We start from the raw sequence: 25,802 nt of genomic DNA on the forward strand, positions 1-25,802 counted from the left end.
CCCGCGTGGTTTCCCACGCGGGCGACGCCCCTCTCCACATGCCGGTACCGGTCAGCTCATTGCGGAGTCTTCGAACCGAGTTCGCCGGGCTTCTTCGGTACCCAAGGGAGCACGGAAACGGCTTCCTTGGGGTCCGGCTCGGCCATGACGACGCGCCACGAGTCCTTGTTGCCGCCGTTCGTCACCCGGACCTGGATCTGCTTGATCTGGCCGGTGTCGTGGAAGTACAGCACGACGGTCTGCCGGACCGATCCCTCGTCGTAGAACTCCGCGGTCACCTTTCCACGGGCGCCCTTGCCGAACGCCGTGATCCAGTTCTCGGCGGTCTTCGCGGGAGAACCGCCGTCCTTGTCGGCCGCGAGGCCGGCCAGTTCACCGGCGTTCCCGTCGGCGAGCCGCCACACCACCTCTTGGGTGATCCCCAGCGATCCGGTGCTCGGGTACCCGAGCACCGACAGGGGTTCGTGGTTGCCGTAGCCGGTGGCGTACCGCACGTCGTCGGCGTCGTAGTCCGAGTTCGAGCAGCCGGTCAGCACGCCGAAGGTCAGCGCGGCGACGATGAGGGCCCGCAGGGCCGGTGCCGGCACCATTACGCGCCCACGGGCCGGATGGCGATGATGCTGCTGATGGGAGTGCCCTTCGACCGGTTCCTGGCGATGACCGAGCTCAGCGTGTCGTGGGAGTTGAAGCCGTGCTGGGCGATCCTGATGGCGCCGTGGTTGTTGCTGGTCACGACCGCCGCGTGATCATAGCGGGGGTCGCCCTTCCACTTGAAGAGCAGGATGTCTCCCGCGCGGAGGTTGTACGTCTGCGTGATGTAGGACTTCTGGCGGTACCCGAAGTGCTTGCGCAGGTTCTCGGCGGCCGACCAGGTGTTGCTGTTCTTCTTCCAGGAGGAGGGCGGGTTCTTCCACCAGGCGCTGTCGCTCCACCACCAGCCCCAGCGCATCTTCATGCGGCCGCCGTAGTACATGGCCTTCGACACGAAGTTGGTGCAGTCGTTGGAGCCGTACTCCCTCGGGATCCTGCCGGCGTTGTTGTAGGCCCAGCTGGCGGTGCCCGAACCGTTGACGTACGCCGCCGTGCTGACGCCCGCCGCGGGTGCGCCCGATACGGGGAAGCCGTCCTCGCCCATCACGAGGGATCCGGTGTCGTCGGCCGGCGCGCCCGTGCTGTCGGCCGGTACGGCGACCACCTGGGCGCCCGCCGCGGCCGTGGCGGACAGGGTCTGCCCCGCCTCGGAGTCGTCGGACTCGGACTCCAGCTTCACGGTCGCGCCCGACACGGCGAACACGAACCGCTTGGAGTACCGGTCCTCGGAGACCTGGTCGACGCCGTCGATCCGCAGGGTCACCGTCTGCACGACGGTGGTCCGCACGAGTACGCGGCCGGCCGGCCCGTTGGAGGTCATGGTGTCCGCCAGGGCCGAGGAGATGCCCACGTACGACTGACCCTTGGTCGCCAGCACCTCGGCGTTGGCGACGATGGCGGCTTCCTGCGTGTCGAGGACCTCGCTGAAGACCGGACCGTGCGGGGATTCCGCGGCCGCGTCGGCGGTGGTGGGGCTGACCCCGGTCACGACCTTGTTGCGGGCACCGAGGTACGCCTGGATGTAGTCCTTGTACCGCGCCGCTCCCCCGGCCACGGCTGCGCCCTGAACCAGGGCGGAGCGCGACACGGGGCCGTTGCCGACGCCGTTCTTCGGCGTCACCGAGATCCGGTGGGAGACCGTGTTGTCGAGCCCCGTGAAGACGGCACGAAGGGCCGTGCCCTCCCAGGTGCCGACCACGGTGCCGTCTGCCTTCTCGGCCTTGACCACGTAGCTGATCTCGCTGTTCGCGCCCCCGTCGAGGGGCGCGTTCCACGTCGCGAGCAGGCCGGTGTCACCGGCCGTGGCGACGGCGTCGGAGACCGAACCGGGGACGGTCGGCGGCAGGTACTCGATCGTCAGCTTGGGTCGCAGGGCGGCGTCCGCCGCCGCGCCCGAGTGGTACTCCGCTCCGGCCGCCGTACCGGGGACGGTGAGGGCCATGCCCTCGTTCCCGCCGCGGTCGATCCAGGACTGGACCAGCATGCCGAGGTCGATCTCGGTCAGCGCGGTGCCGGACACGTACGTCTCGTTGCCGGCGGCCGTCAGGAGGTCCTTGCCGCTCTGCGCCGAGGTCCACGGCGAGGACAGCTCGTACAGGTCGGGCTTCTGGACCACGCACTGCGTGGTGCAGTCGGACCTGGTCAGAACCAGCTTGGCGGAGGTGACCCGCGCGCCCTTCGGCAGGGCGGCGAGGTCGGCCTTCAGGTGGGTGGCCCACGGGTGCGCGTCGGCCGTGCCGACCCGGAGCAGGCCGCTCGGCGCCGTGGCGCAGCCGGCCGTGTCGCAGTCCGTGGCGACGGACACGCCCGCGAGCGCGGCGTCACCGATGACCAGGGACTGGGTGGCGGGCATCGGGGGCAGGGGCTGTACGCGAACCGTCAGGCTCTGCTCGGCCGACCAGGGCGAGCAGCCGACACCGGTGCAGGCGCGGACGGACCAGCGGTAGGTGCCGCCGTCCACGAGCTTGCCCTCGGGGATCTGCAGCGCGGCCCGGTTGCCGCTCTCCACCGACACGGGCGGCAGGGGCAGGTTGGGGACGGGGTTCCCGGCGGAGTCCTTCACCGAGAACTCGGCGTTCACCCGGGTCTGGGAGGGGGTGGTGACGACCGCGGACAGGATGGGCGTCAGCGTCTGCTGGGCGCCGGCCTGGATGTCCTGCGGGGCGTCGGGCAGCGGGCTGACGGTGAAGGTGGTCCAGTTGGACCAGGCCGACCAGCCGGTGTTGTAGTGCGTCCCGTCGTAGGGCGAGGTGCGGAACCGGTACGTGCGCCCGTGCTGGAGGACGCCCGCCGGTACGACGACCGAGGCGGGGGTGCCGGCGGGGACGAACGGCGACACCAGGGTGGTGCCGACCTGGGTGTTCGTGGCCGCGTCGAAGATCTGGAAGGTGCCGTTGACCTTGTCGCCGTCCTTGTCCGCGAACGTGTCGCGCAAGGTCGGCGTCGTCGTCTCGACACGCCAGGCGGGGGTCTTGTCCTGGACGAACGGCGGACCGGCCTCCTGCTTCGTGCCGGTCTGCGGACGGTAGTTGTAGTTGACCGTCAGCTTCGGCGGATTGGCCGTGGCGTTGGCGGAGTTGACCCGCTTCCACTGCCCGACGACCGACTCCGACGAAGCCCGCAGACCCATGCTGGACAGCGGCGCCTTCGCTGACGCCCACGTCTGCACGAGGGTGGTCACGTCGGCCTTGATCCAGCCGTCCGCCGCCGAGCCACAGGCGGGATTGCCCCGGGTCTCGGTGGACGTGGCGTACTTGGTGCCCATGGCCGGCTGGTTCGTCCAGCGCGACGCGGTGGTCGCGGCGGGGGCGCTCCAGACCTCCCACGGCTGCGCGACGCAGTCGGTGTTGGCGGAGTGGAAGTTCCACAGGCTCAGGCTCGCGCTGGACACGAGCGCGTCGGAGATGGGCGCGGTGTTCCAGGTGATGAAGGAGCGCGCCGTACGGAAGGTGCCGTTGGCGTTCTTCGTGCCCGGGTTGCCGAGGTCGAGTTCGGTGTCGTTGGACCAGTCGACGGTCTCGCCCTGCTGGACGTACGTGTCGAAGACGCTGCCCAGGGAAGAGGTGGACGGGTCCACCGTCACCGGGTACTTGGTGGCGGGGTCCGCGAGGAACTTCGCGTCGGGCGTGACGACGAGGTCGACGGTGCCCTTCCCCTGGACCACCTTCATCGCGACGGGCACCTTGCGGGTGTGCTCCCCGGACACCGGGTCGACCGTGGAGTCCCACATGACCGGCGTCGGCATGACGGCGGTCTTGCGGCTCTTGCGGTCGGTGAACTGCACACTGCCGTCGGCCTGCTGCTCCACCTTCAGGCCCTTGGCGGTCAGCGGCAGGGTGTACGAGTAGTTCTCGGCGGCCGGACGCTGCTTCAGCTCGACGAACTGCTCGAATCCGGCACGCGTCGCCTCGATGACGACATCGCCGCCGGGCACGGCGTTGGTGTATTCGGCGCGGGCCCCGTCGAGCTTGGGGGCCGGAAGGGTGCCGTTCCACTTGAGGGTGATCTGCTGGTCGCCCTCGCCCAGGGTCACCAGATCGGTGTTGACGTAGTTCAGCGCGGGCGCGGCCGCGGGCCCGGACATGGGAGCGGCCTTGGCCATCCGCGGGGTGGTGCCCGCGGCCAGCTTCAGGCCGTGCGGGTGGGCCTTGGACGCCACGGAACCGTCCGAGCCGCGGCCCAGGGTCACGTCGACGTTGCGCCAGCCGCGCGCCTGCTGGTCGTAGAACCGGATCGGCCCGGCGGCCACTTCGGTCGTGAGCGTGCCGTTCGGGTTGACCCAGGTGGTGGCGGTCTCGGAGCGCTCCGAGACCGCCTCGACGCGGTGGCCGGCGGTGCGCGCGGCCACGCGGGCACGCGCGATGTCGACCGCTTCGGTCACAGCGGCGCCGGGCTTGGCCGCGGCGGCCCCCGCCGTCGGCGCCGCACCTGCTGTGTTCGAGCCCTGGAGCAGCGTGGCGGCCACGGCGAGTGCCGCTCCGCCCGCTATCCAGTGCGAGGTCCCCCAGGGCCCTCTCCGACGGCGTTGTGCCGCGGAAAAGCGAGTAGCCATACTTCCTCGGTCTTTCGGTGAGTCTCGAGTATCCGGTCTTGATACGAGGGAGCAACCTAGCGCTCTGACCAGGGAGTTCGGACTCACAATCGGACAAGAGGGACACAACTCGCGCCGCAGTGACGCATTTCACGCCATGGCCGGGTTTGATCAGTCGGCGAGGCCGTGACCAAGTCGAGCCCCGGAAACGGACCCTGTCGGGTGGCGGGCCGGACCCCGGCCCTCGCAGGGGGCGGCGAGGCGGGGTGCGCGCGGGCGGTCCACGGCTACGACGGCCGCGTTGTCACAGGCGCCTCCTAGCCTGTCGATCACGACGGCGGCGGTGCGCGACATCGAACCGCCCTGTCCGTCATGCCTTCCACGGAGCCGATCCGCGGAAGTCCAACCGGAGGGGATGAACACACTTGCGCACGAAACAACTCGCGGGCAGAGCGGCACTCGCCGCGACCGTGGGCCTCTCGCTCCTCGGCCTCGGTGCCCCCACGGCCGGCGCGGACACCAGCGCGGCCCTGCCGATCACCTCGTACCGGGACATCGCCGTCGACGGGGTCCACCAGCGGGTGTTCCTCAGCGATCCGATCGGCGGCAGCGTCCTGGTGACCGACTACGAGGGGCAGGTCCTCCAGCGGATCAGCGGCGCGGCCGGGGCCTGGGGCCTCGCCCTGTCGAACGACTCCGGCACGCTGTACGTGGCGCTGCGGGACGCCGGCGCGATCGCCGCCATCGACACGGTCACACTGCGGGAGACCGCACGCCATGACACCGGCACCGGCGCGGGCGCCTATGCGGGCCCGACCTCGCTGGCACCGGCCGGGGGGAAGATCTGGTTCGGGTACGGCACGGACACCTGGAACGGCGATCTCGGGTCCCTGGACCTGAACGGCGCCGAACCGACCGTCACGCTGGGCCGGCGCCCCGGCACCTTCCGGGGCTCCCCCCACCTGGCCGCCGCGCCGGGGAAGCCGGATCTCCTGGTCGCCGCCGAGTCGGACGGCAACGACGCCACCGTCGCGGTGTACGACGTGAGTACCGGTCGGCCGGAGGTACAGGCGCAGCGCGTCGATCCGGGGCCGGACGGGTGCGCGAGCCTGCAGGACCTCGCCGTGACACCGGACGCGGAGCGGGTGGTCGTCGCCTGCGCCTCGCCCACCTACCACCAGTCGTTCCGCACCGCCGACCTGGCGGACGACGGTCGGTACACGACCGGCGGCGGTTACCCCAACTCGGTGGCCGTCTCCCCCGGCGGCACGATCGCGGCCGGTATCGACGGCGCCCACTCGCCCGACCTGCACCTGTTCGCGCAGGGGGACTCGACGGCCTTCAAGAGCTGGGACTTCCCGCCGTCCTCCGACACGCAGTACAAGGCGGACACCCTCCGGACCGCCGGCCTGGCCTGGGCACCGGACGGCAGCCGGATCTTCGCGGTCACCGAGACCGGCAGCTCTTCGTCCGTGGGGCTGCGTGTCCTGGACCACCCGCAGGTGGCCACGAGCGTCACCGTGCAGGCGCCCGCCTCGTCGCCCCGGAACCAGGACCTCGCTCTGACCGGACGACTGAAGGCGCCCGTGGGCTTCGCGGCGGGGAGCACCGTCGACATCTGGCGGCTCGACGACCCCACCGCCGGTGAGGGCATGCTCATCGGCTCCGCGACCGTCGCCGCGGACGGCACGTTCAACTACACGGACCGCCCGAAGGCCAAGGGCCACGTCCAGTACACCGTCCAGTACTACGGCGACGCGCGGCACACCAGCGCGTACGGCTCGGTCGTGGTCGACATCACCTCGGACTGAGCGCACGGGCCGCGCCGCCGGGCCTGCCCGGCCTCCGCACCACGGAGCCGACGCCCTTGAGCTCCCACGGGCCGGCGGCGCGGCCACCGCATCTCCGATCAACTGCCCTGGCCCGTCCCGGCACACACTGGGCTTCTCATCTCACCGCGGTCTCGATCGACGCGGAGTTGTTGACCTCGTTGGGGTCGGGCGTATCGCTGCTCACCACGGCCTTGTCGGTGACCGTGCCGCCACGGGCGGCCACGACCTTGACCACGATCTGGGTGCTGGTCTGTGTGCCCTTGTTCAGGGTGCCCAGGGAACACGTCACGGTGTCGGAGGATCCTGGCGTTGGAACGGTGCAGCTTCCCTGCGTGGGGGTCGCGCTCACGAACCTGGCTCCGGGGGGAAGGGTGTCGTTGAACACGACCTTCTCGGCGGCGGTTGACCCGTGATTGCGAACGGTGATCGTGTAGGTCAGGTTCTGCCCGCTCACCACGGAGTCCGGTACGGCGCTGATGTCGACAGCGACATCGGCTTGGGGCCGGGTGATGGCCAGACTGTGGTTGGTACCCGCGGAGATGGCGCCCACCCCGTCCAGGAACCGGCTGCAGGGGGCAGTCTCTCCAGGCGCGCAGACCCGGGCGGGCGTACCGATGCCGTTGGGTCCGCGCGTGCCGTTGCCCAGCTCGCCATAGCCGTTGGCCCCCCAGCTGAGGGCGGTGCCGTCCGTTCGTACGACCAGACTGTGTTGGGCGCCCGCGGCAATGGCGCTCACATCGGTGAGGAAGCTGCCACAGGGCGCTGTCTGCCCAACGGCGCACACCCGCACGGGGGTGGTGCTCTGCGTGCCGGATCCGCTCGTGCCGCTGCCCAACTGGCCGTTGCCATTGCCTCCCCAGCTGAGGGCGGTGCCGTCTGTCCGTGCGACCAGGTTGTGCTGGTCGCCGGCGGAGATGGCGGTCACGCCGGTGAGGAAGCTGCCACAGGGGGCGGTCTCTCCCACGGCGCACACCTGCACGGGGGTGCTGCTCTGCGTGCCGGCTCCGCTGGTGCCGTTGCCCAGCAGACCGAAGTCGTTGCTTCCCCAGCTGCGGACGGTGCCGTCGGCCCGCAGAGCCAGACTGTGGGTGGAAGCGGCTGAGATGGCGGTCGCCTCGAAGAGAGAGTGGACCTGAACCGGTGTGCTGCGCTGGGTGGTCGTGCCGTCTCCGAGCTGACCATAGGCGTTGTAACCCCAACTGACGACGATGCCGTCGGTTCGCAGGGCCAGACTGTGACCGGGGGCGGCGGCGATGGCCGTCACGCCGCCGAGGAAGCTGTCACAGGGGGCGGTCTCCCCCACGGCACAGACCTGTACCGGGGTGGTACTGACGGCGCCCTCTCCGCTCGCGCCGTTGCCCAGCTCGCCCTGGCCGCCGCTTCCCCAGGCGACGACGGTGCCGTCGGTTCGCAGCGCCAGACTGTGACCGCCGCCGGCGGCGACGGCCGTCACGCCGGTGAGGAAGCTGTCACAGGGGGCGGTCTCCCCCACGGCACAGACCTGCACCGGGGTGGTGCTGTCAGTGGTCGTGCCGCTGCCCAACTGGCCAAAGTTGTTGAGCCCCCAAGTCCAGACGGTGCCGTCCGCACGCAGGGCGATGTCGTGAGCATTGCCGGCGTCGACAGCGATCACGCGGTCGAAGGGCGAGAGGCACGTGGGGGAACCGCAGACCCGGACCGGGGTGGTGCTCTGTCCGGCCGTGGCGCCGTCGCCGAGCTGGCCGAACTGGTTGGACCCCCAGGAGAGCGCGGTACCGGGCTCGGCGGATCTGCCATCGTCGGCTTGCGCGCTCGGCCAGGTCCCCGGGGACAGTCCGCTCCACAACAGTGCAGCCGTGCAGACGGCCGCGGCTCGTCCTCGTACAGACCGGCTGCGAAACGCGAATCGCATGCTCACCCTCTCGGCGGGATTCCCCAGGGAGCCCATCGGAAGGGCGCTCCCTCGGGCCACATCCTTGAGGCCGGGCCGCCGGCACGCTTCTCCACACGCCATCCGGCCGACCGCCGTTCACCCGGACGCCAAGGTCTCGGGCCTCCATCCCAAGGTGCCGACGCTCTTGGCCTCCCGGCCCATCCCCGTCCGGCGAAAACCACAGCCCGACCGGACGGACGGCCAGACAGGGGGGCCAGAGGGCCCTTCAGGCGGAGAGGTACCCGATCGCGCCCGCTCGGGGAAGGCTCGCCCAGGTGCGGGTACCGCCGCCGGGTTCACGGGACTCCCCGAACCCCCAGGCCCCGCCGCACTCCCGAACCACGACGGCCATGACCCGCAGCGCCGCCCGCCGCCGGGCCTCGCAGTGGGCGGCGAGGCGGGGGTGGGCGTGGGGCGCGTGGCCGTCGTAGACGGTGAGGCGGAGGGCATCGTCCCGATAGCGGACGGAGAGGTAGAGGCTCCGCCCCGGATCCAGATGCCAGGCGGCCTGTACGAGTTCCCCGGTGACCTGCTCCACGGCGGGCGCGAGCGGATCGAGGCCGTACGCGTGCAGGACGGACCGAACGGCGCCCCGCGCGATCCGGCCGCTGAGCGGCTCCCCGGGGATGGTCAGGCTGCAGGTGAGCGTGTCGAGCGCGGGTTCGCCTGCGGCGGTCGCGGGTGGGGACGAGGGGCAGGTGATGAAGGGGTGGGTGGACATCGCGGACTCCCTGAGGTCTGAGTGGACTACGGCGAGTTCGACGCGCACGGATGGCTGACGCGGAGGCGGGGAGCGTGGCTCGTCGCCGAGGCCCGAGGCATGCTGCGGCGATGCACTTCAACTCCCCTACGTGAGCGTGCGTTACCCACTGTAGAGCAGTGGGTGGCTCATGTGCCATGAGTTGGGGGCAATTGCCTCCACGATGGACCGTCAGCGCCCCCGAGCGGCACACTGACCCGCATGCCAACCAGAGCAACGCCCACTGTTCGGCAACAGCGCCTCGGCGCGGAGCTGCGCAAGATGCGGACGGCTGCAGACGTGACGACCGACTACGCCGGCGGCCTGCTGGGCCTGGACCGCACGAAGGTTTCCAACATGGAGGCGGGGACCCGGGCGACATCTCCGGAACGTGTCCGCATCCTGGCCAGCAACTACGAATGCACGGACGCGAGTTACATCGAAGCGCTTGCAGAGATGGCCGGGTACCGGACGCGCGGGTGGTGGGAGCAGTACCGGGGTTCGCTGCCTCAAGGGCTGCTGGACGTGGCGGAGCTGGAGTGGCATGCCACCCGCCTCCGGACGGTGCAAACCGTGCACTTGCCCGGACTGCTCCAGCTCAGCGGCTACGCCCGCGCCGTGTTCACTTCAGCCATTCCGGCACTGCCCACGTCCGAGGTCGAGCTACGGCTCACCCACCGGATGCAGCGCCAGCGAGTACTCGAACGGGAGACCCCGGTGCAGTACACCGGGTATGTGCACGAGTTGGCGTTGCGCATGCAGTTCGGCGGACGCCGCGCAACCCGCGAGCAGCTTGAGCACCTGTGCACCGTGTCCGAGCGCGACGACATCACCTTGCGCGTGCTGCCCATCGCGGCCGGCGAGTTCCCTGGCGCAGGCCATGCGGTCATGTACGCGCACGGACCGGTGCCGCAACTGGACACTGTCCAACTCGACTCCGCGCATGGCCCCGAATTCAGTCACGCGCCTGGCCAACTGACCAAGTACAACGCTCACATGGACTGGATGGACGGACATACGCTCGACACGCAAGCATCCAGGGACCTCATCCACACCATCGCCCGCGAACTCTGAGGGGTCACGCATGCAGGACGTCGAATGGGAAGAGCCGTACTGCGCCGAAGGCAACAACTGCTACCGGATCGGCGTGGACAGGAACGGCAACAGCTACATCGCCATCGCCGGCCGGGAGGACACGTACCTCACCGACACCACGGACGCCCTCCGCCAACTGATCCGGGACATCAAGGCGGGCAAGGCCGACCATCTCCTGGCCGACTGACGGCTCCGCACGTCAGCTGACGCAACCGGCGGCCGGCCGCGTTGCGGACCCGGCGGGTCCGTCCGCGTTCGGCGAGCAATCCGAGGGCTTCGGACGAGGTCACGAGCTGCGTGGTCGAGGCCATGCGCTGGAACCAGTCGGACGCCCCGGTGAGCACGTCGTCGGCCCACGGCTCGCCCAGGACCACCGTCCTGAGCAGGGTCCACTCGTCCAGGCGGCGAGTGAGGAAACCGCGCCCGGCGATCAACGGGGTCACGGTCTGCGCCCATGCGACGAACCGGGGATCGGTCAGCAGCTCGGCGGCCCGTCGCTCCATGTGGAGGGCCACCGCGCTGTCCGCCATGGTGGCGTCCTCGTCGCGCAGCACGTCCCGGAGCAGGCTGGCCTCGTCCGCCTCGGCGACGGCCTCCAGGGCGCGCAGGTAGTCGGCGTAGCGCCGGTGCTCGGGAGGCTCGTCGTCGAGGTCGAACTGTGTGTCGCTCACGCGTAACCCGTCAGCCGCCGGCACCGCGGGGGAAGGTGATCTCGACGCGGCGGTTCTTCTTGCGGCCTTCCTCGGTGCTGTTGTCGGCGATGGGGTAGTCCTCGCTGTAACCCCGGACGTCGAAGACGACGCTGGGGTTGGTGACGGTCTTGGCCAGCTCGGCCTGGACGGCGTCGGCGCGCTGCTTGGAGAGCTCCTTGCCGTGTTCGTAGCTGCCCTGGTCGTCGGTGAAGCCGAAGACTCGGATGCGGGTGGCTTTCTGCGCGTTGATCTCGTTGGCGATGGCCTGGATCCGGGCTGCGGCCTGGGCGTTGAAGACCGCGCTGTTCTCGGGGAACAGGACCTCTGATTGCAGGGCCATCATGACCGTCTGGTTCGTCTCCTGGCGCCGCTGCTCGCCCCCAAGGTCTTCGACGACCTCTGCGATGTCGAGCACCTTGACGGGCGCGAGGGTGCCGCCTTGGGGGATCTTGAGACCGGGCGCGTTGGAGTCGATGGGGACGGGTGCGGAGGCGGAGGGCTCCGTGCCCGGGGGTACAGACGGCCTTACCTCGTCTGCATGTGCGCTGGTGGCGCCGATGAGATGAGTTCCGGCGATGACCAACCCTGCTATGACGGTCGCTGCCGTTGCGCGATGACGTGTGGTCATGGGGTCACCCAGAAATCTTCAGCGCGGCCGAGGCAAAAGTCGGGAAGTTGAATTCGACCTCAGTGGTGGTTACGGGGGGCGCGGGGAACTGAGCAAAGAACGGAACGGACTGACCGGCTTCGATGATGGCTACGCCTGTGGTGCACAGGCATCTTCCCTCAGTGTCACGGAGCACGTAGTACCGCTTCTTGCCCGCCTTGTCGACGAGGTTGACACCCGCGACCGAGACACCGCTCGTATTGAGCTCGGTGCCACGCCAGGCAGCCGTGTTGGCGAAGGGCTTGTCTCCGGTGTTCTTGATCTGACCACTAACTGTGACGAAGCCGCCAGCCTCTCGGGCTACTGAGCTGATGGCCAGAACCACGCCAGCTTCTCCGTTCACGGTAGCCAGCACTTGAGGCGGGGCCGAGGACTGGCTGCCCGCACTCGCTGACGGCTGCTGCGGAGCGCCCGAGGTCTTTGCGGGCGAGGAAGCCTCGGGCGTCTTTCCTTGACCGTCATCCCCACATCCGGCCAAGGAGAGGGCCAAGGCGGCCGCAACCGCAACGGGCGCCACCCGGCGGACCTTCACCATGTGCCGAATGCTCATCTAAGCCGCTTCCTTGTCTCTTGTTCGGTGTCAGTTGACCAGTCGCACGTCGAAGAGGCGTCGCGCCAGCGTGCTCCAGGGATCTGGATTCAGAGGGTCATACGTGATGGTCTTTTCGCCCTTGCATGAAAGGGCGACCGGGCCGGGCACTGGGGAGGCTGTCGGGCTAGGTGATGGAGTAGTGGAAGGTCCCGGAGCCGGGCCGAGCTCGCATCGAGGCACGATCTGTGCTTCTGCCCTGGCCCTACCGTGGATTTCGCTGGTGCCCGGCACCACCGAATCTCCAACGGTGCCATCCGTCGTCACCTGAACCACGAAGCGCAGCCCTGACCGCGTACAGGTCCCCGACGCCTTGTTCAGCTCCGCGAAGTCCTCCGCCACTCCGCAGACGCCCTCCATGTCGAAGGCCTTCCCATCGAGGATGTCCTGCCAGTCCTCGGGCTTGGCCTTGACGAGGTCCATGCCAGGCAACAGGTGATCACGGGCATCCCCTGCCGCCGCCAGAGCCGCCGCATCCGCCGCCCCCTGGGCATCGCTGCGCACGACGGAGGCCTGGCCGAACGCAAAGAACGCAAGCGCCGCGAAGAGCAGCCCGACTATGGCGACCGCATAGATGGGGAAGGCCTGACCTCGGTCGTTCAAACTCCGTGCGATCACCGACCAGCGGTCAGATTCGCGATCGCGGTGGTGATGCGGTTGACAATCGACGTGCCGATGCCTGTACCGACCATCGCACCGATGATGATGGCGACCACGAGAATGATGCCGAGGTATTCGAAGGCGGTCTGGCCGCGGTCGAGCCCCGTGTACCGCTTGCGGGCCCTCGTTACGGCCGTCTCCGCCCAGCCGTTCACCCTGATCCGCGCCTGCACGGCGGTCTTCAGCAGCACGTTCTGTGACATGGGGGTTCCCTCCCGGGCCGGTACCGGCGTCGATCTGCGGACGGTACGGCGAGTTACCTCTCGTAACCAAGGGTCCCGGGACCCAATTACGGACCCACTGCGCACTCTGTCTACCCATGACCGGTCACTCCTGGACGGGCGGTTCCCAGCCAGCGGGCTATCGCCTCGCTCCGCGTCGCACTCTGGAGCTTCGCGAAGATCCGGTTGATGTGGTTCTTGACCGTCTTCTCAGTGATGAAGCAGGTGGAGGCGATCTGCTGATTACTCATCCCGGACGCGATCAGATCCATGATCTCCTCCTCTCGCGAACTCAGTCCAAATACAACAGAGTTGTGCAAGCGCTCAGAAGACTGTGCCACATCCCGTTGCGGATGCGAAGAGGCTCGAAGCTCCGCAAGCAACACACTTGCCGCCGCCGGGGTGAAGTGGGGGCGTCCAGCAGGCACGTCGCGTACTGCCCGCAGCAGCTCGTCGGCCGTGAATTCACCATGCACGAGGTAACCGCCAGCACCCAACAGCAAGGCCTCTCGCACGATTTCGGCCTCTTGGCTGTAAGTCAGCATCAGCACCGGCGCCAACTGCACCAAGTGTGGCAGCGCTGAGATCCCGTCCACGCCCGGCATCCGAACGTCCAGCAGGATGACATCCGGGGCGTGCCGACGTGTGAGGCTCAGCGCCTCGCGGCCGTCCGCAGCCTGAGCTATCACCTCGATGTCCTCTGCCTCGCACAGGATGGCTGCCAGGCCCGCCCTGATGACCGGATTGTCATCGGCGATGAGCACGCTCAGCCGTGCCACGGCTCAGCCACCCCCGAACAGTGCGTCGAAGTCGACGTTCGCGCCGTAGACGAACCCGCAGACCAGCAGGATCAGCGTCCCCGGCAGCATGAACGTGGTCACCGCGAACGTCGCCTTCGGGACAGCCCTGGCCGCCCGCCTGCGAGCGTTCTGCGCGTCCGTACGACGCATGTCCTCCGCGATCGATATGAGCGTGTCAACAATCGGGGAACCGAGTTCCTCGCCCTGCTGGAGCGCCGTGACGAACTGCGCGACCTGCTCCGAGTCGTTTCGTCGCCGCAGCTCGTCAAAGGCCTGGCGGCGACTGACGCCCATGTCCATCTGTTGGAGCGTGATACGGATTTCGTCCGCCCACGGGCCCTCATACTTGTCCGCCACCCGGTCCAGCGCCTGCCGGAAGCCGAGCCCCGCGCTTACAACCACCGCAAGCACGTCCAGAAAGTCCGGCAGGGTGCGCTCGATGTGGTCGCGGCGGATCCGGATCGCCGACCACAGGCCGACCTCGATCCAGAACAGGCCGAAGGCCACCATCAGCAGTGCAAGGACCAGCTGCCCATTGATCAGCATCGAGAAGGCACCCAGCGCCCCCAGGAAGCCGTACACCGCCCGCCGCGCCGCATAGCGGTCGATAGTCAGGCCGGCCGGGTTGCCCGCCATATCGATCTGGCGGCGCTTGCGGGCGACCCGGTTGGTTCCCATCGCCCTCAGAACCATCGGAGCCCAGCGGATGCCCATCCGGTCCACAAGAGAACCGACCGCCGTCGTACGGGTCGCTCCAACCTCCAACGCGAGCGCGAGGTCCGTAGGCAGTTTGACGTCCGCCCGGTAGAGGCGGACGCCATGGAAGGCGCCGAAGACCGACAGACCCACGGCCAGTGCGAGCAGAAGTCCGATCATCGTCCGTCCCTCCCCCTCACACGTCGATCTTCGACAGGCGGCGGATGAGGAGGAACCCCAGCGCGAACAAGCCAAGGGAGATGAGCACGGCCGTCTGCCCCACGAACGCCCCCGTCATCCGCTCCAGCGCCCCCGGCATCATCATGTCGACCAACAGCAGCGAGCCGAGCCCGATGGCCGGGACGAGGTACGCCGTCACCGTCACCTGGGACAGTTGCGTACGGATCTCGCGACGGGTCTCCTTGCGCTGCTCCAGCGTCACCGTCAGGTTGCGCAGGCTCTCCACGATCGCGCCGCCCGCTCGGGCCGACAGGACGAGCGTCGAGACCAGGACGACCAGTTCCCGCGAGGGCAGGCGCTCCGTCAGCTCGCCCAACGAGTCCTCAATGGAGTGGCCCACCGCGAGGCGGTTGGCGACCCGCGCCAGTTCCTCGCCCGCCGGGGCCTCCAGTTCTTCCGCCGCGATGCCAATCGCCGTACGCAGTGCCAGGCCGGCCTGAGTGGCGTTGGCGAGGATGCGGGCCAGGTCGGGGAGCTGGTTGATGAACCGTTCCGTACGCCGTGACCTCTGCCAGTTGAGGAAGGCATTAGCCGCCCAGATGCCGATCGCGCCCGCCACCGGACCGAAGAACGGCGCGAGGAGTGCGGCCGCGATGAGCCAGACGCCCGCGATGCTCCCCAGCATGTAGACGAAGAACTCGCCCGGCGTGAGATCCAGACCCGTGGTCGCCAGCTTCAGCTCGATACGCCGGCCCAGCTTCGTCTTGCGCAGCCGCCGGTCGACGCCCTGGAATCGGCGTCGCCGCCCCAAGGGCTCGGGCAGGCCGCTCGCCGAGAGGCGTTCGATCAGTGCTGCGCGCTGCGCGCGGCCGGACGCGTACGCCTGGAGGCCCAGGATCACGAACACGCAGGCCAGCAGTGTGGCGCCGAGGGTGAGGAGGATGAGTGGGTTCACAGGGCGGTCCGGGGGATGTGCGGGGTGGCGAGGGGGCTGGTCAGCGGGTCGTCCGGGAGCGCGACCCCGAAGGCCTGCGGGATGGGCTGGTTGTTCATGTAGAGGCGTTCCGCGATGCGCCGCGGCAGCGGGTAGTACTCGAAGAAGCCGTGGACACGACCATCGGGCCCCATGGGCTGGGCCACGAACCGGCAGACGGTCGTGATGCGGAAGGGCTCGCGGCCGTGCGATTCGAGGATGGAGATCTCCGTGATGCGGCGCGAGCCGTCGCCGAAGCGGGTGAGCTGGACGATGACGTTCACCGCACTGTTGATCTGGTCCTGGAGCGCCTCGAAGGGGATCTCGACCTCCGACATGGAGGCCAGGGTCTGGAGGCGGGTAAGGGCGTCGGAAGAGCTGTTGGCGTGAACGGTCGCCAGTGAGCCGTCATGGCCGGTGGACATCGCCTGGAGCATGTCGAGGGTCTCACCGCCTCGGACCTCACCGACGATGATGCGGTCGGGCCGCATACGAAGTGAGTTCCGTACGAGGTCGCGGATGGTGATCTGCCCCTTGCCCTCCACGTTCGCCGGGCGGGATTCGAGGCGGATCACGTGCGCCTGCTGGAGCTGGAGCTCTGCCGAGTCCTCGATGGTGATGATGCGCTCGCCCTCCGGGATGAGCCCGGAGAGAGCGTTGAGGAGGGTGGTCTTGCCGGTGCCGGTGGCGCCGGAGACGATCAGGTTCATCTTCGCCGCGACGAGCCCGGAGAGCAGGAGCAGCATCTGCTCGTCCAGCGAGCCCAGACCGATCATCTCGTGCAGGGTGAAGGCGCGGGGGAAACGGCGGATCGTGAGGGTCGCGCCCGTGAGGGAGAGCGGCGGGATGATGACGTTGACACGTTCGCCGCTGGGCAGGCGGGCGTCGACCATCGGATTGGCCTCGTCCACCCGGCGGTTGACGGTGGAGACGATGCGCTCGATCGTCTGCATCAGCTGGTCGTGCGAGGCGAAGCGGATGGGGAGCTGCTCCACTCGGCCGGCGCGCTCGACGAAGATCTGGTCCGGGCCGTTGACCATGATCTCGGAGATCGAGGCGTCTTCGAGGAGCGGTTCGAGCACACCGAGACCGAGGGCCTCGTCCACGACCCGGCGGATCAGCTGGGCGCGCTCGACCGTCGAGAGGACGGGTCCCTCGCGGCTGATGATGTGCCCGAGTACGCGTTCCAGCCGCGCCCGGCGCTCGGCGGGCGCGAGCGCGGACATCTCGGCGAGGTCGATCTCCTCCAGCAGCTTCGCCCGGTAGGAGGAGACCAGCCGGCCGTCCTCGCGGGGGCTGTGGCGGTCGTCGGGGGTGTTGACCCGGGAACGCAGGCTCATGGTCGGGGGCCCTTCGGGTCGTCGTTGGGCATGACGGCCGTTGCCTTGGCCGGTTCGAGGGAGAGGCCGGGAATGATCGAGTTGATGGGGATGGTGGCGACGGCGGTGACCGCGTCGTCGGTCTTCGTCACCGTGACCGTGGCGCCGATGCCTTCCCTGACGGCGGCCCTGCCCGCCGCCTCCCCGCCGCTGCCCTTGCGGGCCTCGACACGCGCCGCCGTACGGGCGGCCGTGTCCGCCTGCTCGTGGACGTACGCGACCCAGCCCAGCTGGATCCCGCACAACGCGACGAACAGCAGGATCGGGACGAAGCCGATGTACTCCAGGGCCACTTGACCCCGGTCGGAGCGGATGCGCCGCCTCATGTCACTCCGCCTCCTTCTCTATCGCCGCGCCGCCCGTGCCGTCGATGGCGCCGAAGTTGAGCCCCGGGTAGAAGACGGGGATGGCGAGGGTGACCCTGGCCCGGTAGATGTCCCCGGACTTCCCGCAGACCACCTTGAGGTTCCACGCCTCCCCGATGTGCTCCCGCGCCGCCGCGTCACAGGCGGCCGCCCCCTTCACCGCCCCAGCCCGCGCCGCCTCGTCCGCCGCGTTCCCCGCCAGCGAGAACGCGTACCCGATCAGCACGCACTCCCACACCGCCGCGACGATCAGCAGGATGAACGGGACCATCCCGACGAACTCGATCGCCACCTGGCCCCGGTCGCCCCGGCGCACCCGGTCCCCCCGGTCCCCCCGGTCCCCCCGGTCCCCCCGGCAGGATCTCCGCGACGGCATCCCTCAGCCCTCCCGCCCGCGCCGCAAGCGGGCCACCGGGCCGTTCGAGCGGACCGCTATCGCGGCGCCCGTCGGCGCGGGGGCCTGATCCTCCGCCCCCACCAGCAGCCCCAGCTCCCCCGCCAGCGTCCACAGCGCCTGCTTCACCGTCGAGCGGTTGTCCAGGTCCTGCACCCGCCCCGCGTCCACCACCGCCTGCAGTTCCTTGAAGGCGGCCGGGACCGGGGTCCGGGTGGCGCGGGTCTTGGTGATCTTCTCGATCAGGGCGGGCTGGATCTCGGTGTGCTTGCTCCAGCGGTTGACCACCATCGCGGTGTCCTCCGCCTTGCGCACCTGGAGCCGCTCCCACATCCGCACCATCCGCTTCGCCGCCCGTACCGCGACCACGTCCGGGGTGGTGACCAGCACCGCCACGTCCGCCATCTCCACCGTGGCGGCGTTGGCGCCGGTCACCTGGGTTCCGCAGTCGATGACGACCAGCTCGTAGCGGGCGCGCAGCGCGCCCACGATGTGGCGGGCGGCCCGGTCGTCGACCTCCTCGCCGCGCTCGCCGTCCGCCGGGGCCAGCAGGAGGGCCAGGCCGGTCTGGTCCTCGTAGACCGCGTCCTGGAGGACCCGCGGCGAGATGTCCTGGATGCCGGCCAGGTCGGCGATGGAGCGGCGGAACTGTACGTCGAGGTACGAGCCGACGTCCCCGGCCTGGAGGTCCATGTCGACCAGTGCCGTACGCCGACCGGCCGCGGCCGCCGCCAAGGCGAACTGGACGGCGGTGAAGGTGGTGCCCACGCCCCCCTTGGCCCCGGTGACCGTGACGACCCGCCCGCCCGGCCCCGTGAAGACGTCGGCGCCCGCACCCCGCCCGAGGTGGCGGCGTACGCCCACGGACCACTGGGCGGCGGCCTGGACGCGGGCCGCGAGTTCCTCGTACGAGAGCGGGAGGCCGATCAGCCCGCGCGCGCCGGAGTCCATCGCGGCCGAGAACAGGCCGGGGCCGGCGTCGGAGGAGACCAGGACGACGCCCACCGCCGGGAAGCGGAGGGCGACTTCGCGGATGAGCTCCAGTGCGGGCACCGGGCCGATCCGCTCGTGGACGAGGACGACCTCGGGGAGTTCGTCGATGGAGTCGACGGCGAGGCGGGCCAGGGTGTCGAGCAGGGTCGTCGAGTCGGGGACGGGCGCGGCCGGTTCCGCCGACGGGAGTTGGCTCAGCAACGTCACGATGGCGCGCGCGGCGTCCGGGTCGGCGACCGCGGGAAGGATTCGGGTGGTCATCCGGGCCTCACTTGTCGCCTTCGAGGGTGTACACGCGGTCACCGGGGTTGACCGCGGAGTCGGTGCCGGGGGCCACCAGGGACAGGCGTACGTGCTCCGCGAAGGACTCGGCGTACGCGACGCGCTGGGTGTCCTTGGTGTTCAGGGCGAAGGTGATCGGGACGGCCTCGGCCGGGCCCTTCTTGTCGCTGTCCTTCTCCAGGGGCGTCAGCCGGCCGACGTTGATGACGCGGGCGTTGGCCACCATCACCACGGACACGTCGGGGTCGGTCGGCTTCTTGCCCTTGAACGTGCCCAGGATGTTGACCTTGGCACCGGGGGTGATCTTGCCCGCCACGCCCGTGGACGCGTCGATCATGATGGCGATCTCCTGCTCACCGGGCTGCAGCTGCGGCCGGTCGACGAACATGTCGGTCTGAAGCAGTGAGCCCTTCTTCAGGGCGGTGAGCGCGATCTTGTCCTTGAGCGCGCCGAGATCGGTGACGGCGGTGTCGGACAGCCAGCGCTTCGGGATCTTCACTTCCTCGAACTGTCCGGCCCCGAGCGGGCTGTACGGGGCGATGTCCCCCTTGGCCCGGTACGCGACGACCTCGGCCCCCACCTTGGAGTTGATGTCGCCGATGAACACGAGGACCCCGGTGAAGGCGGCCAGGGCGCACAGGACCGACAGGATCAGCAGGATGACGCCGCGGCGCTGGCGTGAGTTCATGGGCCGGAATACCTCGCCGTTCTTCGTTCGTTCGTGCGTCGGATCGTCGGTCAGGGTCTGGAGCGGGCCGTACTGGCGGGAGCCGCCGGCGGCGGTGCGGCGAGCGGCGCCGAGCAGAAGCCGCAGCGGTCGCCGATGAGTTCGAGGCCGCACCAGCGGCATTGCTCGCGGCGGACCGAGGCGACGAGCTGGTAGAGCACGGACAGGTCCGGGATGCCGGCGGCGAACTCGACGAGCTTGGGGGTGCCCCAGTAGCCGGCCGACCCGGCGGGCAGCGGGTTTTCCAGTACGCCCCGCACCTGCCAGGCCGGGGCGAGTTCGGCCGCGACCCACTCGGAGGCGAGCTGGCCGCGGGCGAACGTGAGGTGCGTGGCGAATTCGGGTCCGGGCGGCAGCACGCCCTCCTGGGCGCCCAGCTTGGCCAGGTGCGGTGTGGGGTGGGCGAGTACGGCGAACTGCGCGCTCGGCGACCAGGAGCGGGCGTGCGCCTTGAGCCCTACCGGAATCCGGTCGAGTTTGGCGACCGAGCCCAGCAGCGCGCCCGCGTGGATGTAGTGGGAGAGCAGGCGGGCCGCGGAGGCGATGACCCCGGGGCTGAAGTCGCAGACGGTGAGCTGGCGCAGCTGACGGACCAGCAGGGCGGTGCCCAGCGGCGGCAGGTCGATGGGCAGGAGCGCGATCCGGTCGGTTTCCAGGATGGCCCGCACGGTGTGCAGTCGCCGGACGGTCGCGGCGGGCAGCCAGGGCGGTACGACGGCCACCAGGTGGCCGTGCCGCTCCAGCAGCCCACTGGTCTCGGCGAGCGCGCCGTCGAGGTCGAGCTGCCCGGGCGGGTGCAGTACGGCGGCTCCCGGCGTGTGCCGGTCGGGGGCCGGAAGTACCAGGTCGGCGCTGGTGACAGCGATGGCGGTCGGCACGCGAAATCCCCCCGTTCACCCCGTACTCACCCGGTGCTCGCCCGGTACTCACCCCTGCGCGACCGCAAACGAGCGACGCGCTTCCCCCTGGAACCAGCACCATATCCGCGCCGCCCCCGGCAGGGCAGGGCCTTGGTAATTCCCATGCCGACAGCACATGTCACAGGTGGCCGGAAACCCGGACAACCAGGATCGGACGACCGATCACTTCAGGCCACTTTGCAAAGACTATTGACACGAGGATTGGTCTGGACCAACTTGTGAGCGGGGTGCCCCACTCACCCTGACATCCCTTCACTCCCCCCACGGAGCCCACGTGAACCGCATACGCTCCCTCGCCTTGCCCATCGCCGCCGCCCTCGCCGCCGGCGGCCTCACCGCCCTCGCGACCGGTACGGCACAAGCCGCGGACGTCAACGTCGTACGCAACGGAGGCTTCGAGTCGGGCCTCGCCAACTGGTCCTGTTCCGGCGGAAGCGGCTCCTCCGTCTCCTCGCCCGTCCACACCGGAGCCGGCGCCCTCAAGGCCACCCCGGCCGGCCAGGACAACGCGCGCTGCAGCCAGACCGTCACGGTCAAGCCGAACTCGACGTACACGCTGAGCACGCAGGTCCAGGGCAGTTACGTGTACCTCGGCGCGACGGGCACCGGCACGCAGGACGTGTCCACCTGGACCCCCGGCTCGGGCGGCGGCTGGCAGAGGCTGTCGACCACCTTCACCACCGGCCCCTCCACCACCCAGGTCACCGTCTACACGCACGGCTGGTACGGCCAGCCGGCCTACGTCGTGGACGAGTTCAGCGTCTTCGGCCCGGACGGCGGCGGGCCGACCGACCCGGGGCCGAGCGTTCCGGGTGCCCCCGCCGGGACCGCCGTTTCCGGCCAGACCTCGACCGGGCTCACCCTTTCGTGGAGCGCGGTCAGCGGGGCGGCCGGCTATTACGTGTATCAGGACGGCGCCCGCGTCCAGACCGTCACCTCCGGCGCCTCCGCCCAGATCACCGGGCTCGCCGCCTCGACCTCGTACTCCTTCCAGGTGAGCGCGTACAACGCGGCGGGCGAGGGCCCCAAGTCCGCCGCGGTGACGGGCACCACGACCGGCACCGGGCCGGGGCCGGGCCCCGGCCCGGTCGTCCCCAAGCACGCGCTGACCGGCTACTGGCAGAACTTCAACAACGGCGCGACTGTCCAGAGGATCTCCGACGTCTCCGCGCAGTACGACATCATCGCCGTCTCCTTCGCCGACGCCACGGCCACGCCCGGCGCCATCACCTTCAACCTCGACTCGGCCGGGCTCGGCGGCTACACGGTGGCCCAGTTCAAGGCCGACATCGCCGCGAAGAAGGCGGCCGGGAAGTCTGTGATCCTCTCCATCGGCGGCGAGAAGGGCACCATCTCGGTGGGCGACTCCGCCTCCGCGAACAACCTCGCGAACTCGGCGTACGCGCTGATGCAGGAGTACGGCTTCAACGGGATCGACATCGACCTGGAGAACGGCCTGAACCCCACCTACATGACGCAGGCGCTGCGCGCGCTGTCGCAGAAGGCCGGGCCCTCCCTCGTCATCACCATGGCCCCGCAGACGATCGACATGCAGTCCACGCAGGGGGGCTACTTCAAGACGGCGCTGAACATCAAGGACATCCTCACCGTCGTCAACATGCAGTACTACAACAGCGGCTCGATGAACGGCTGCGACGGCAAGGTGTACTCCCAGGGCTCGGTCGACTTCCTCACCGCGCTGGCCTGCATCCAGCTGGAGGGCGGCCTCGACCCCTCCCAGGTGGGCATCGGCGTCCCGGCCTCCCCCAGCGGCGCGGGCAGCGGTTACGTCTCCCCGACCATCGTGAACAACGCCCTGGACTGCCTCACCCGGGGCACGAACTGCGGCTCGTTCAAGCCGTCGAAGACCTACCCGGGGCTGCGCGGCGCGATGACCTGGTCGACCAACTGGGACGCCAAGGCGGGTAGTGCTTGGTCGAACTCGGTGGGTCCGAAGGTGCACGGGCTCCCGTAGGCGGTAGGTGTGGGGGTTGGCCGCGTGGCTGATTCGAAGCCTGCGGCTCTTGACCGTGACATGCCACGAGAGCACGCTGTGCGGCATCCGCACGGCAACCCCCACACTCCCCACCCAGGAGAACGCATGCGGCTCCTCCACACCCGCCGAAGGGCCGCCGTCACGGCGGCCCTGCTGGCGCTCGCGCTGGGCGCACCCGCCTACGGCATGAGCGCCACGGCCTCACCACCACCCACCCCGTCCACCGCCACCCAGGACGAGGCGATCGTCCAGTACGAGATCCACGGCCCGGAAACGGCGGCCGAGCGCACGGCACTGCTCCGCACCGGCGTCTCCATCGACGAGATCGACGGCCACACCGTCGTCGTCAGCGCCGACACCATGCAGGCCAAGAAGCTGCGCGAGCTCGGCTACAAGCTGACCGCCCTGCCCGGGCCTCCGGACCGCTCACTGCCCGGCATCGCGGCGAGTCCCATGGACTTCCCGTCGGCGGACTCCAGGTACCACAACTACGCCGAGATGACGGCCGAGATCAACCAGCGCGTCTCCCAGTACCCCTCGATCATGAGCAAGAAGGTGATCGGGAAGTCGTACCAGGGCCGGGACCTCGTCGCCATCAAGATCAGCGACAACGTCGCGACGGACGAGGCCGAGCCGGAGGTGCTCTTCACGCACCACCAGCACGCCCGCGAGCACCTGACCGTCGAGATGGCCCTGTACCTCATCAACGAGTTCGGCTCCAAGTACGGGACCGACGCCCGCGTCACGAACGCGGTCAACGGCCGCGAGATCTGGATCATCCCGGACCTCAACCCGGACGGCGGCGAGTACGACATCGCCACCGGCTCCTACCGCTCCTGGCGCAAGAACCGCCAGCCCAACTCCGGTTCCTCGTACGTCGGCACGGACGAGAACCGCAACTGGAACTACAAGTGGGGCTGCTGCGGCGGCTCCAGCAGCAGCCGCAGCTCGGAGACCTACCGGGGTCCGGCGGCGGAATCCGCGCCCGAGGTGAAGGTCGTCTCGGACTTCGTCCGCAGCCGGGTCGTCGGCGGCAAGCAGCAGATCAAGGCCGCGATCGACTTCCACACGTACAGCGAACTGGTGCTGTGGCCCTTCGGCTACACGTACAACGACACCGCCCCCGGGCTGACCGCCGACGACCTCGCCGTCTTCAAGAAGATCGGCACGAACATGGCGGCGAGCAACGGCTACACGCCGGAGCAGTCGAGCGACCTGTACATCACGGACGGGACGATCGACGACTGGCTGTGGGGCGACCAGAAGATCTTCGGCTACACCTTCGAGATGTACCCGGAGAGCGGCGGGGGCGGCTTCTACCCGCCGGACGAGGTCATCGACCGCGAGACCGCGCGCAACAAGGACGCGGTGCTCCAGCTGCTGGAGAACGCGGACTGCATGTACCGCTCGATCGGCAAGGAAGCGCAGTACTGCACCGCGTGAGCTGATGCCCTGTACGGGGGCGCCCCACCGCCAGGGGGGCGCCCCTTCGGTGTGCTCAGCCCAGGACGGCGAGGGCGTCGATCTCGATGAGCAGCCCGGCCGGCAGGCCGACGTACACGGTGGTGCGGGCGGCGGGGGCCTCCTTGAGGCCCTGCTCCTCGAAGTAGGTGTTGTAGATGTCGTTCATCTCGGCGAAGTGCGCGGTGTCGGTGAGGTAGACGCGGATCATCATCACGTCGTCCCAGCCCGAGCCGCCGGCCTCCAGCACGGACCGGACGTTCTCCAGCGTCTGGAGCGTCTGCTCGCGCAGGGTCGGCCCGGCGGGGGTGGGCGGCTGCCCGTCCACGTGCGGGAGGAAGCCGACCTGGCCGGCGACCTGGAGCATGTTGCCCTTGCGGACGCCGTGCGAGAACTTCGCGGGCGGGGTGGTGTGGGTGTCGGGGGTGACGGCGACCTTCTCTGTCACGTCGTCTCTCCTGAGTAGTCGTGGCTGATGGCTTCGGCGGTACGGAGTACCAGGGGCAGCAGTTCCAGCAGGCCTTCGGCGCTGACGACCACACTGGGCGCGGACACCGACAGCGCGGCGACGACCCGCCCGTCCGGCCCGTGCACGGGCGCGCCGAGGCAGTTGAGGAAATCCTCGTGCCCTCCGAGATCGGTGGCCCAGCCCTGTTCCCGTACGAGGTCCAGCTCGCGGAGGAACGCGTCGGCGTCCGGGGTCGAGCGGGCGGTGTAGCGGGGGTACTCGATGCGGGCGGCGAGCGCGCGGCGCTCCGCTTCGGGGAGGTCGGCGAGGAGCAGCTTTGCGACGGCGGCGACGGTGAGGGGCACGGGCCGGCCGATGCGGGAGTGCATGCGGACCGGGTAGCGGCTGTCGACCTTGTCGACGTACACGACCTCGTCGTCCTGGTGCAGGGCGAGGTGGACGGTGTGGCCGGTGGCCTGGTTCAGCTCGACGAGGTGGGGGTGGGCGATGTCCCGGACGTCGAGGTTCTCGATGGCCTCGGCGGCGAGCTCGAAGAGCTTGGAGCCGAGGCGGTAGCGGCCGTCGGGCTGGCGGTAGACGAATCCGTGCCGGGCGAGGGTGCGGAGGAGGCGGAGGGCGGTGCTCTTGTGCACGCCGAGGGCGTCCGCGACCGTCGTCAGGCCGGCCGGGCCCTTCGCGAGCAGCGGCAGCACCGCGAGCGCCCGCTCCACGGACTGACTCATCCCTCGTCCTCTCGTACCCCGGCTCCGCCGGGTCCGCGCCTCAAACGCCGGCGAGGCTGGTTTGTCGCCCATGTGCGGCGCCGCTGCCAGGGGCAGGCCCCGGACCCCCGCTCCTCAAACGCCGGAGGGGCTGGATTGTCGCCCAGCTGCGGCGCCGTTGCCGGGGGCGCTGCCCCCGGACCCCCGCGCCTCAAACGCCGGCGAGGCTGAGATTGCCCCTCTCGCGGCGGCAGGAATGGCGCGGAGCGCCATTGCCCGCCTGGGCGGAAGGTCGCGCTGGGCGCACCTGCCGGCTGACGCCGGCCAAAATCCAGCCCGCCGGAGCAAATCCAGCCCCGCCGGCGTTTTGAGGCGCCGCCGGAGGCAAACCCAGCCCCGCCGGCGTTTTGACGCGCCGCCGGAGGCAAACCCAGCCCC

25 protein-coding genes and 1 pseudogene are annotated in these 25,802 nt (G+C 69.6%); 5 read left to right on the forward strand and 21 right to left on the reverse strand.

The genetic code is table 11. From position 1 onward, the window contains the following. Positions 1 to 56: 56 nt before the first annotated feature. The 3 genes and pseudogenes from ACFV9H_RS36975 to ACFV9H_RS36985 all read right to left on the reverse strand — a co-directional run. On the reverse strand, positions 57 to 590 hold the full coding sequence (locus tag ACFV9H_RS36975; protein WP_385407447.1) for a hypothetical protein: 534 nt from the start codon (positions 588 to 590) through the stop codon (positions 57 to 59). Further along, a complete protein-coding gene (locus ACFV9H_RS36980) occupies positions 590 to 2,443 on the reverse strand; it encodes an amidase domain-containing protein (RefSeq protein ID WP_385407506.1) in 1,854 nt (617 codons plus the stop codon). The genes ACFV9H_RS36975 and ACFV9H_RS36980 overlap by 1 nt, the downstream gene beginning before the upstream one ends. A gap of 321 nt (positions 2,444 to 2,764) precedes the next feature. After that, positions 2,765 to 4,555 (reverse strand): annotated as a pseudogene (locus ACFV9H_RS36985) (DNRLRE domain-containing protein); the annotation flags it as partial. A 491-nt stretch (positions 4,556 to 5,046) separates the two neighbouring features. Between ACFV9H_RS36985 and ACFV9H_RS36990 the strand changes: the two are divergent. Next, entirely contained in the window at positions 5,047 to 6,432 is a 1,386-nt protein-coding gene (locus ACFV9H_RS36990; RefSeq protein WP_385407450.1) for a YncE family protein, read from the forward strand. Positions 6,433 to 6,568: 136 nt separating this feature from the next. Here the strand turns inward: ACFV9H_RS36990 and ACFV9H_RS36995 are convergent, their stop codons facing one another. Together ACFV9H_RS36995 and ACFV9H_RS37000 are read right to left on the reverse strand one after the other, a co-directional pair. Then, positions 6,569 to 8,344: a hypothetical protein gene (locus ACFV9H_RS36995; RefSeq protein ID WP_385407453.1), complete on the reverse strand. Its 1,776-nt coding sequence runs from the start codon at positions 8,342 to 8,344 to the stop codon at positions 6,569 to 6,571. Positions 8,345 to 8,591: 247 nt separating this feature from the next. Beyond that, positions 8,592 to 9,086 carry an ATP-binding protein gene (locus ACFV9H_RS37000; protein ID WP_385407456.1) on the reverse strand — a complete coding sequence of 165 codons (495 nt, stop codon included), beginning with the start codon at positions 9,084 to 9,086 and terminating at the stop codon, positions 8,592 to 8,594. A gap of 240 nt (positions 9,087 to 9,326) precedes the next feature. On the opposite strand from ACFV9H_RS37000, the gene ACFV9H_RS37005 reads away from it, so the two are divergent. Beyond that, a complete protein-coding gene (locus tag ACFV9H_RS37005) occupies positions 9,327 to 10,178 on the forward strand; it encodes a helix-turn-helix domain-containing protein (RefSeq protein WP_385407458.1) in 852 nt (283 codons plus the stop codon). A gap of 10 nt (positions 10,179 to 10,188) precedes the next feature. Next, entirely contained in the window at positions 10,189 to 10,386 is a 198-nt protein-coding gene (locus tag ACFV9H_RS37010) for a hypothetical protein (RefSeq protein ID WP_385407461.1), read from the forward strand. On the opposite strand, the gene ACFV9H_RS37015 is transcribed toward ACFV9H_RS37010, so the two are convergent. The 14 genes from ACFV9H_RS37015 to ACFV9H_RS37080 form a co-directional block, all read right to left on the reverse strand. Next, positions 10,349 to 10,870 carry a hypothetical protein gene (locus ACFV9H_RS37015; RefSeq protein WP_385407464.1) on the reverse strand — a complete coding sequence of 174 codons (522 nt, stop codon included), beginning with the start codon at positions 10,868 to 10,870 and terminating at the stop codon, positions 10,349 to 10,351. The genes ACFV9H_RS37010 and ACFV9H_RS37015 overlap by 38 nt on opposite strands. A 10-nt stretch (positions 10,871 to 10,880) precedes the next feature. Further along, positions 10,881 to 11,519 carry an OmpA family protein gene (locus ACFV9H_RS37020; protein WP_385407467.1) on the reverse strand — a complete coding sequence of 213 codons (639 nt, stop codon included), beginning with the start codon at positions 11,517 to 11,519 and terminating at the stop codon, positions 10,881 to 10,883. A gap of 4 nt (positions 11,520 to 11,523) precedes the next feature. Further along, positions 11,524 to 12,108 (reverse strand): hypothetical protein, encoded by a 585-nt coding sequence (locus ACFV9H_RS37025; protein ID WP_385407470.1) that lies wholly within the window; start codon positions 12,106 to 12,108, stop codon positions 11,524 to 11,526. Between the two features lie 30 nt (positions 12,109 to 12,138). Then, on the reverse strand, positions 12,139 to 12,765 hold the full coding sequence (locus tag ACFV9H_RS37030; protein ID WP_385407474.1) for a pilus assembly protein TadG-related protein: 627 nt from the start codon (positions 12,763 to 12,765) through the stop codon (positions 12,139 to 12,141). After that, the gene (locus ACFV9H_RS37035) at positions 12,762 to 13,010 is read right to left on the reverse strand and encodes a hypothetical protein (protein ID WP_385407476.1); all 249 of its coding nucleotides are present in this window, start codon (positions 13,008 to 13,010) and stop codon (positions 12,762 to 12,764) included. Before ACFV9H_RS37035 ends, ACFV9H_RS37030 begins: the two co-directional genes overlap by 4 nt. A 110-nt stretch (positions 13,011 to 13,120) precedes the next feature. After that, positions 13,121 to 13,807 carry a response regulator gene (locus ACFV9H_RS37040; RefSeq protein ID WP_385407478.1) on the reverse strand — a complete coding sequence of 229 codons (687 nt, stop codon included), beginning with the start codon at positions 13,805 to 13,807 and terminating at the stop codon, positions 13,121 to 13,123. A gap of 3 nt (positions 13,808 to 13,810) precedes the next feature. Next, on the reverse strand, positions 13,811 to 14,701 hold the full coding sequence (locus tag ACFV9H_RS37045; RefSeq protein ID WP_385407508.1) for a DUF5936 domain-containing protein: 891 nt from the start codon (positions 14,699 to 14,701) through the stop codon (positions 13,811 to 13,813). 19 nt (positions 14,702 to 14,720) lie between these two features. After that, positions 14,721 to 15,659, reverse strand: a complete 939-nt coding sequence (locus tag ACFV9H_RS37050; RefSeq protein WP_385407481.1) for a type II secretion system F family protein — start codon at positions 15,657 to 15,659, stop codon at positions 14,721 to 14,723. Next, positions 15,656 to 17,017 carry a CpaF family protein gene (locus ACFV9H_RS37055; protein WP_385407483.1) on the reverse strand — a complete coding sequence of 454 codons (1,362 nt, stop codon included), beginning with the start codon at positions 17,015 to 17,017 and terminating at the stop codon, positions 15,656 to 15,658. Before ACFV9H_RS37055 ends, ACFV9H_RS37050 begins: the two co-directional genes overlap by 4 nt. Beyond that, the gene (locus tag ACFV9H_RS37060; RefSeq protein ID WP_385407485.1) at positions 17,014 to 17,382 is read right to left on the reverse strand and encodes a TadE/TadG family type IV pilus assembly protein; all 369 of its coding nucleotides are present in this window, start codon (positions 17,380 to 17,382) and stop codon (positions 17,014 to 17,016) included. Before ACFV9H_RS37060 ends, ACFV9H_RS37055 begins: the two co-directional genes overlap by 4 nt. Before the next feature lies 1 nt (position 17,383). Continuing rightward, positions 17,384 to 17,737: a TadE/TadG family type IV pilus assembly protein gene (locus ACFV9H_RS37065; protein WP_385407487.1), complete on the reverse strand. Its 354-nt coding sequence runs from the start codon at positions 17,735 to 17,737 to the stop codon at positions 17,384 to 17,386. A 63-nt stretch (positions 17,738 to 17,800) separates the two neighbouring features. Continuing rightward, positions 17,801 to 19,069, reverse strand: a complete 1,269-nt coding sequence (locus tag ACFV9H_RS37070; RefSeq protein ID WP_385407489.1) for a CpaE family protein — start codon at positions 19,067 to 19,069, stop codon at positions 17,801 to 17,803. A 7-nt stretch (positions 19,070 to 19,076) separates the two neighbouring features. Beyond that, positions 19,077 to 19,778: a Flp pilus assembly protein CpaB gene (cpaB, locus tag ACFV9H_RS37075; RefSeq protein WP_385407491.1), complete on the reverse strand. Its 702-nt coding sequence runs from the start codon at positions 19,776 to 19,778 to the stop codon at positions 19,077 to 19,079. Positions 19,779 to 19,828: 50 nt separating this feature from the next. Continuing rightward, a complete protein-coding gene (locus ACFV9H_RS37080; protein WP_385407494.1) occupies positions 19,829 to 20,695 on the reverse strand; it encodes a hypothetical protein in 867 nt (288 codons plus the stop codon). 316 nt (positions 20,696 to 21,011) lie between these two features. Between ACFV9H_RS37080 and ACFV9H_RS37085 the strand changes: the two genes are divergently transcribed. Then, a complete protein-coding gene (locus tag ACFV9H_RS37085) occupies positions 21,012 to 22,712 on the forward strand; it encodes a chitinase (RefSeq protein WP_385407495.1) in 1,701 nt (566 codons plus the stop codon). A 126-nt stretch (positions 22,713 to 22,838) separates the two neighbouring features. Continuing rightward, complete coding sequence (locus ACFV9H_RS37090; RefSeq protein WP_385407498.1) at positions 22,839 to 24,176, forward strand: M14 family metallopeptidase; 1,338 nt, start codon at positions 22,839 to 22,841, stop codon at positions 24,174 to 24,176. A 55-nt stretch (positions 24,177 to 24,231) separates the two neighbouring features. Here the strand turns inward: ACFV9H_RS37090 and ACFV9H_RS37095 are convergent, their stop codons facing one another. Further along, positions 24,232 to 24,642, reverse strand: coding sequence for a RidA family protein (locus ACFV9H_RS37095; protein ID WP_385407501.1), 411 nt, complete (start codon positions 24,640 to 24,642; stop codon positions 24,232 to 24,234). Next, positions 24,639 to 25,385 (reverse strand): IclR family transcriptional regulator, encoded by a 747-nt coding sequence (locus tag ACFV9H_RS37100; RefSeq protein WP_385407503.1) that lies wholly within the window; start codon positions 25,383 to 25,385, stop codon positions 24,639 to 24,641. The genes ACFV9H_RS37095 and ACFV9H_RS37100 overlap by 4 nt, the downstream gene beginning before the upstream one ends. Between the last annotated feature and the right edge of the window lie 417 nt (positions 25,386 to 25,802).

The sequence above is a fragment of the Streptomyces sp. NPDC059874 genome (assembly GCF_042731135.1).
GTDB lineage: Bacteria > Actinomycetota > Actinomycetes > Streptomycetales > Streptomycetaceae > Streptomyces.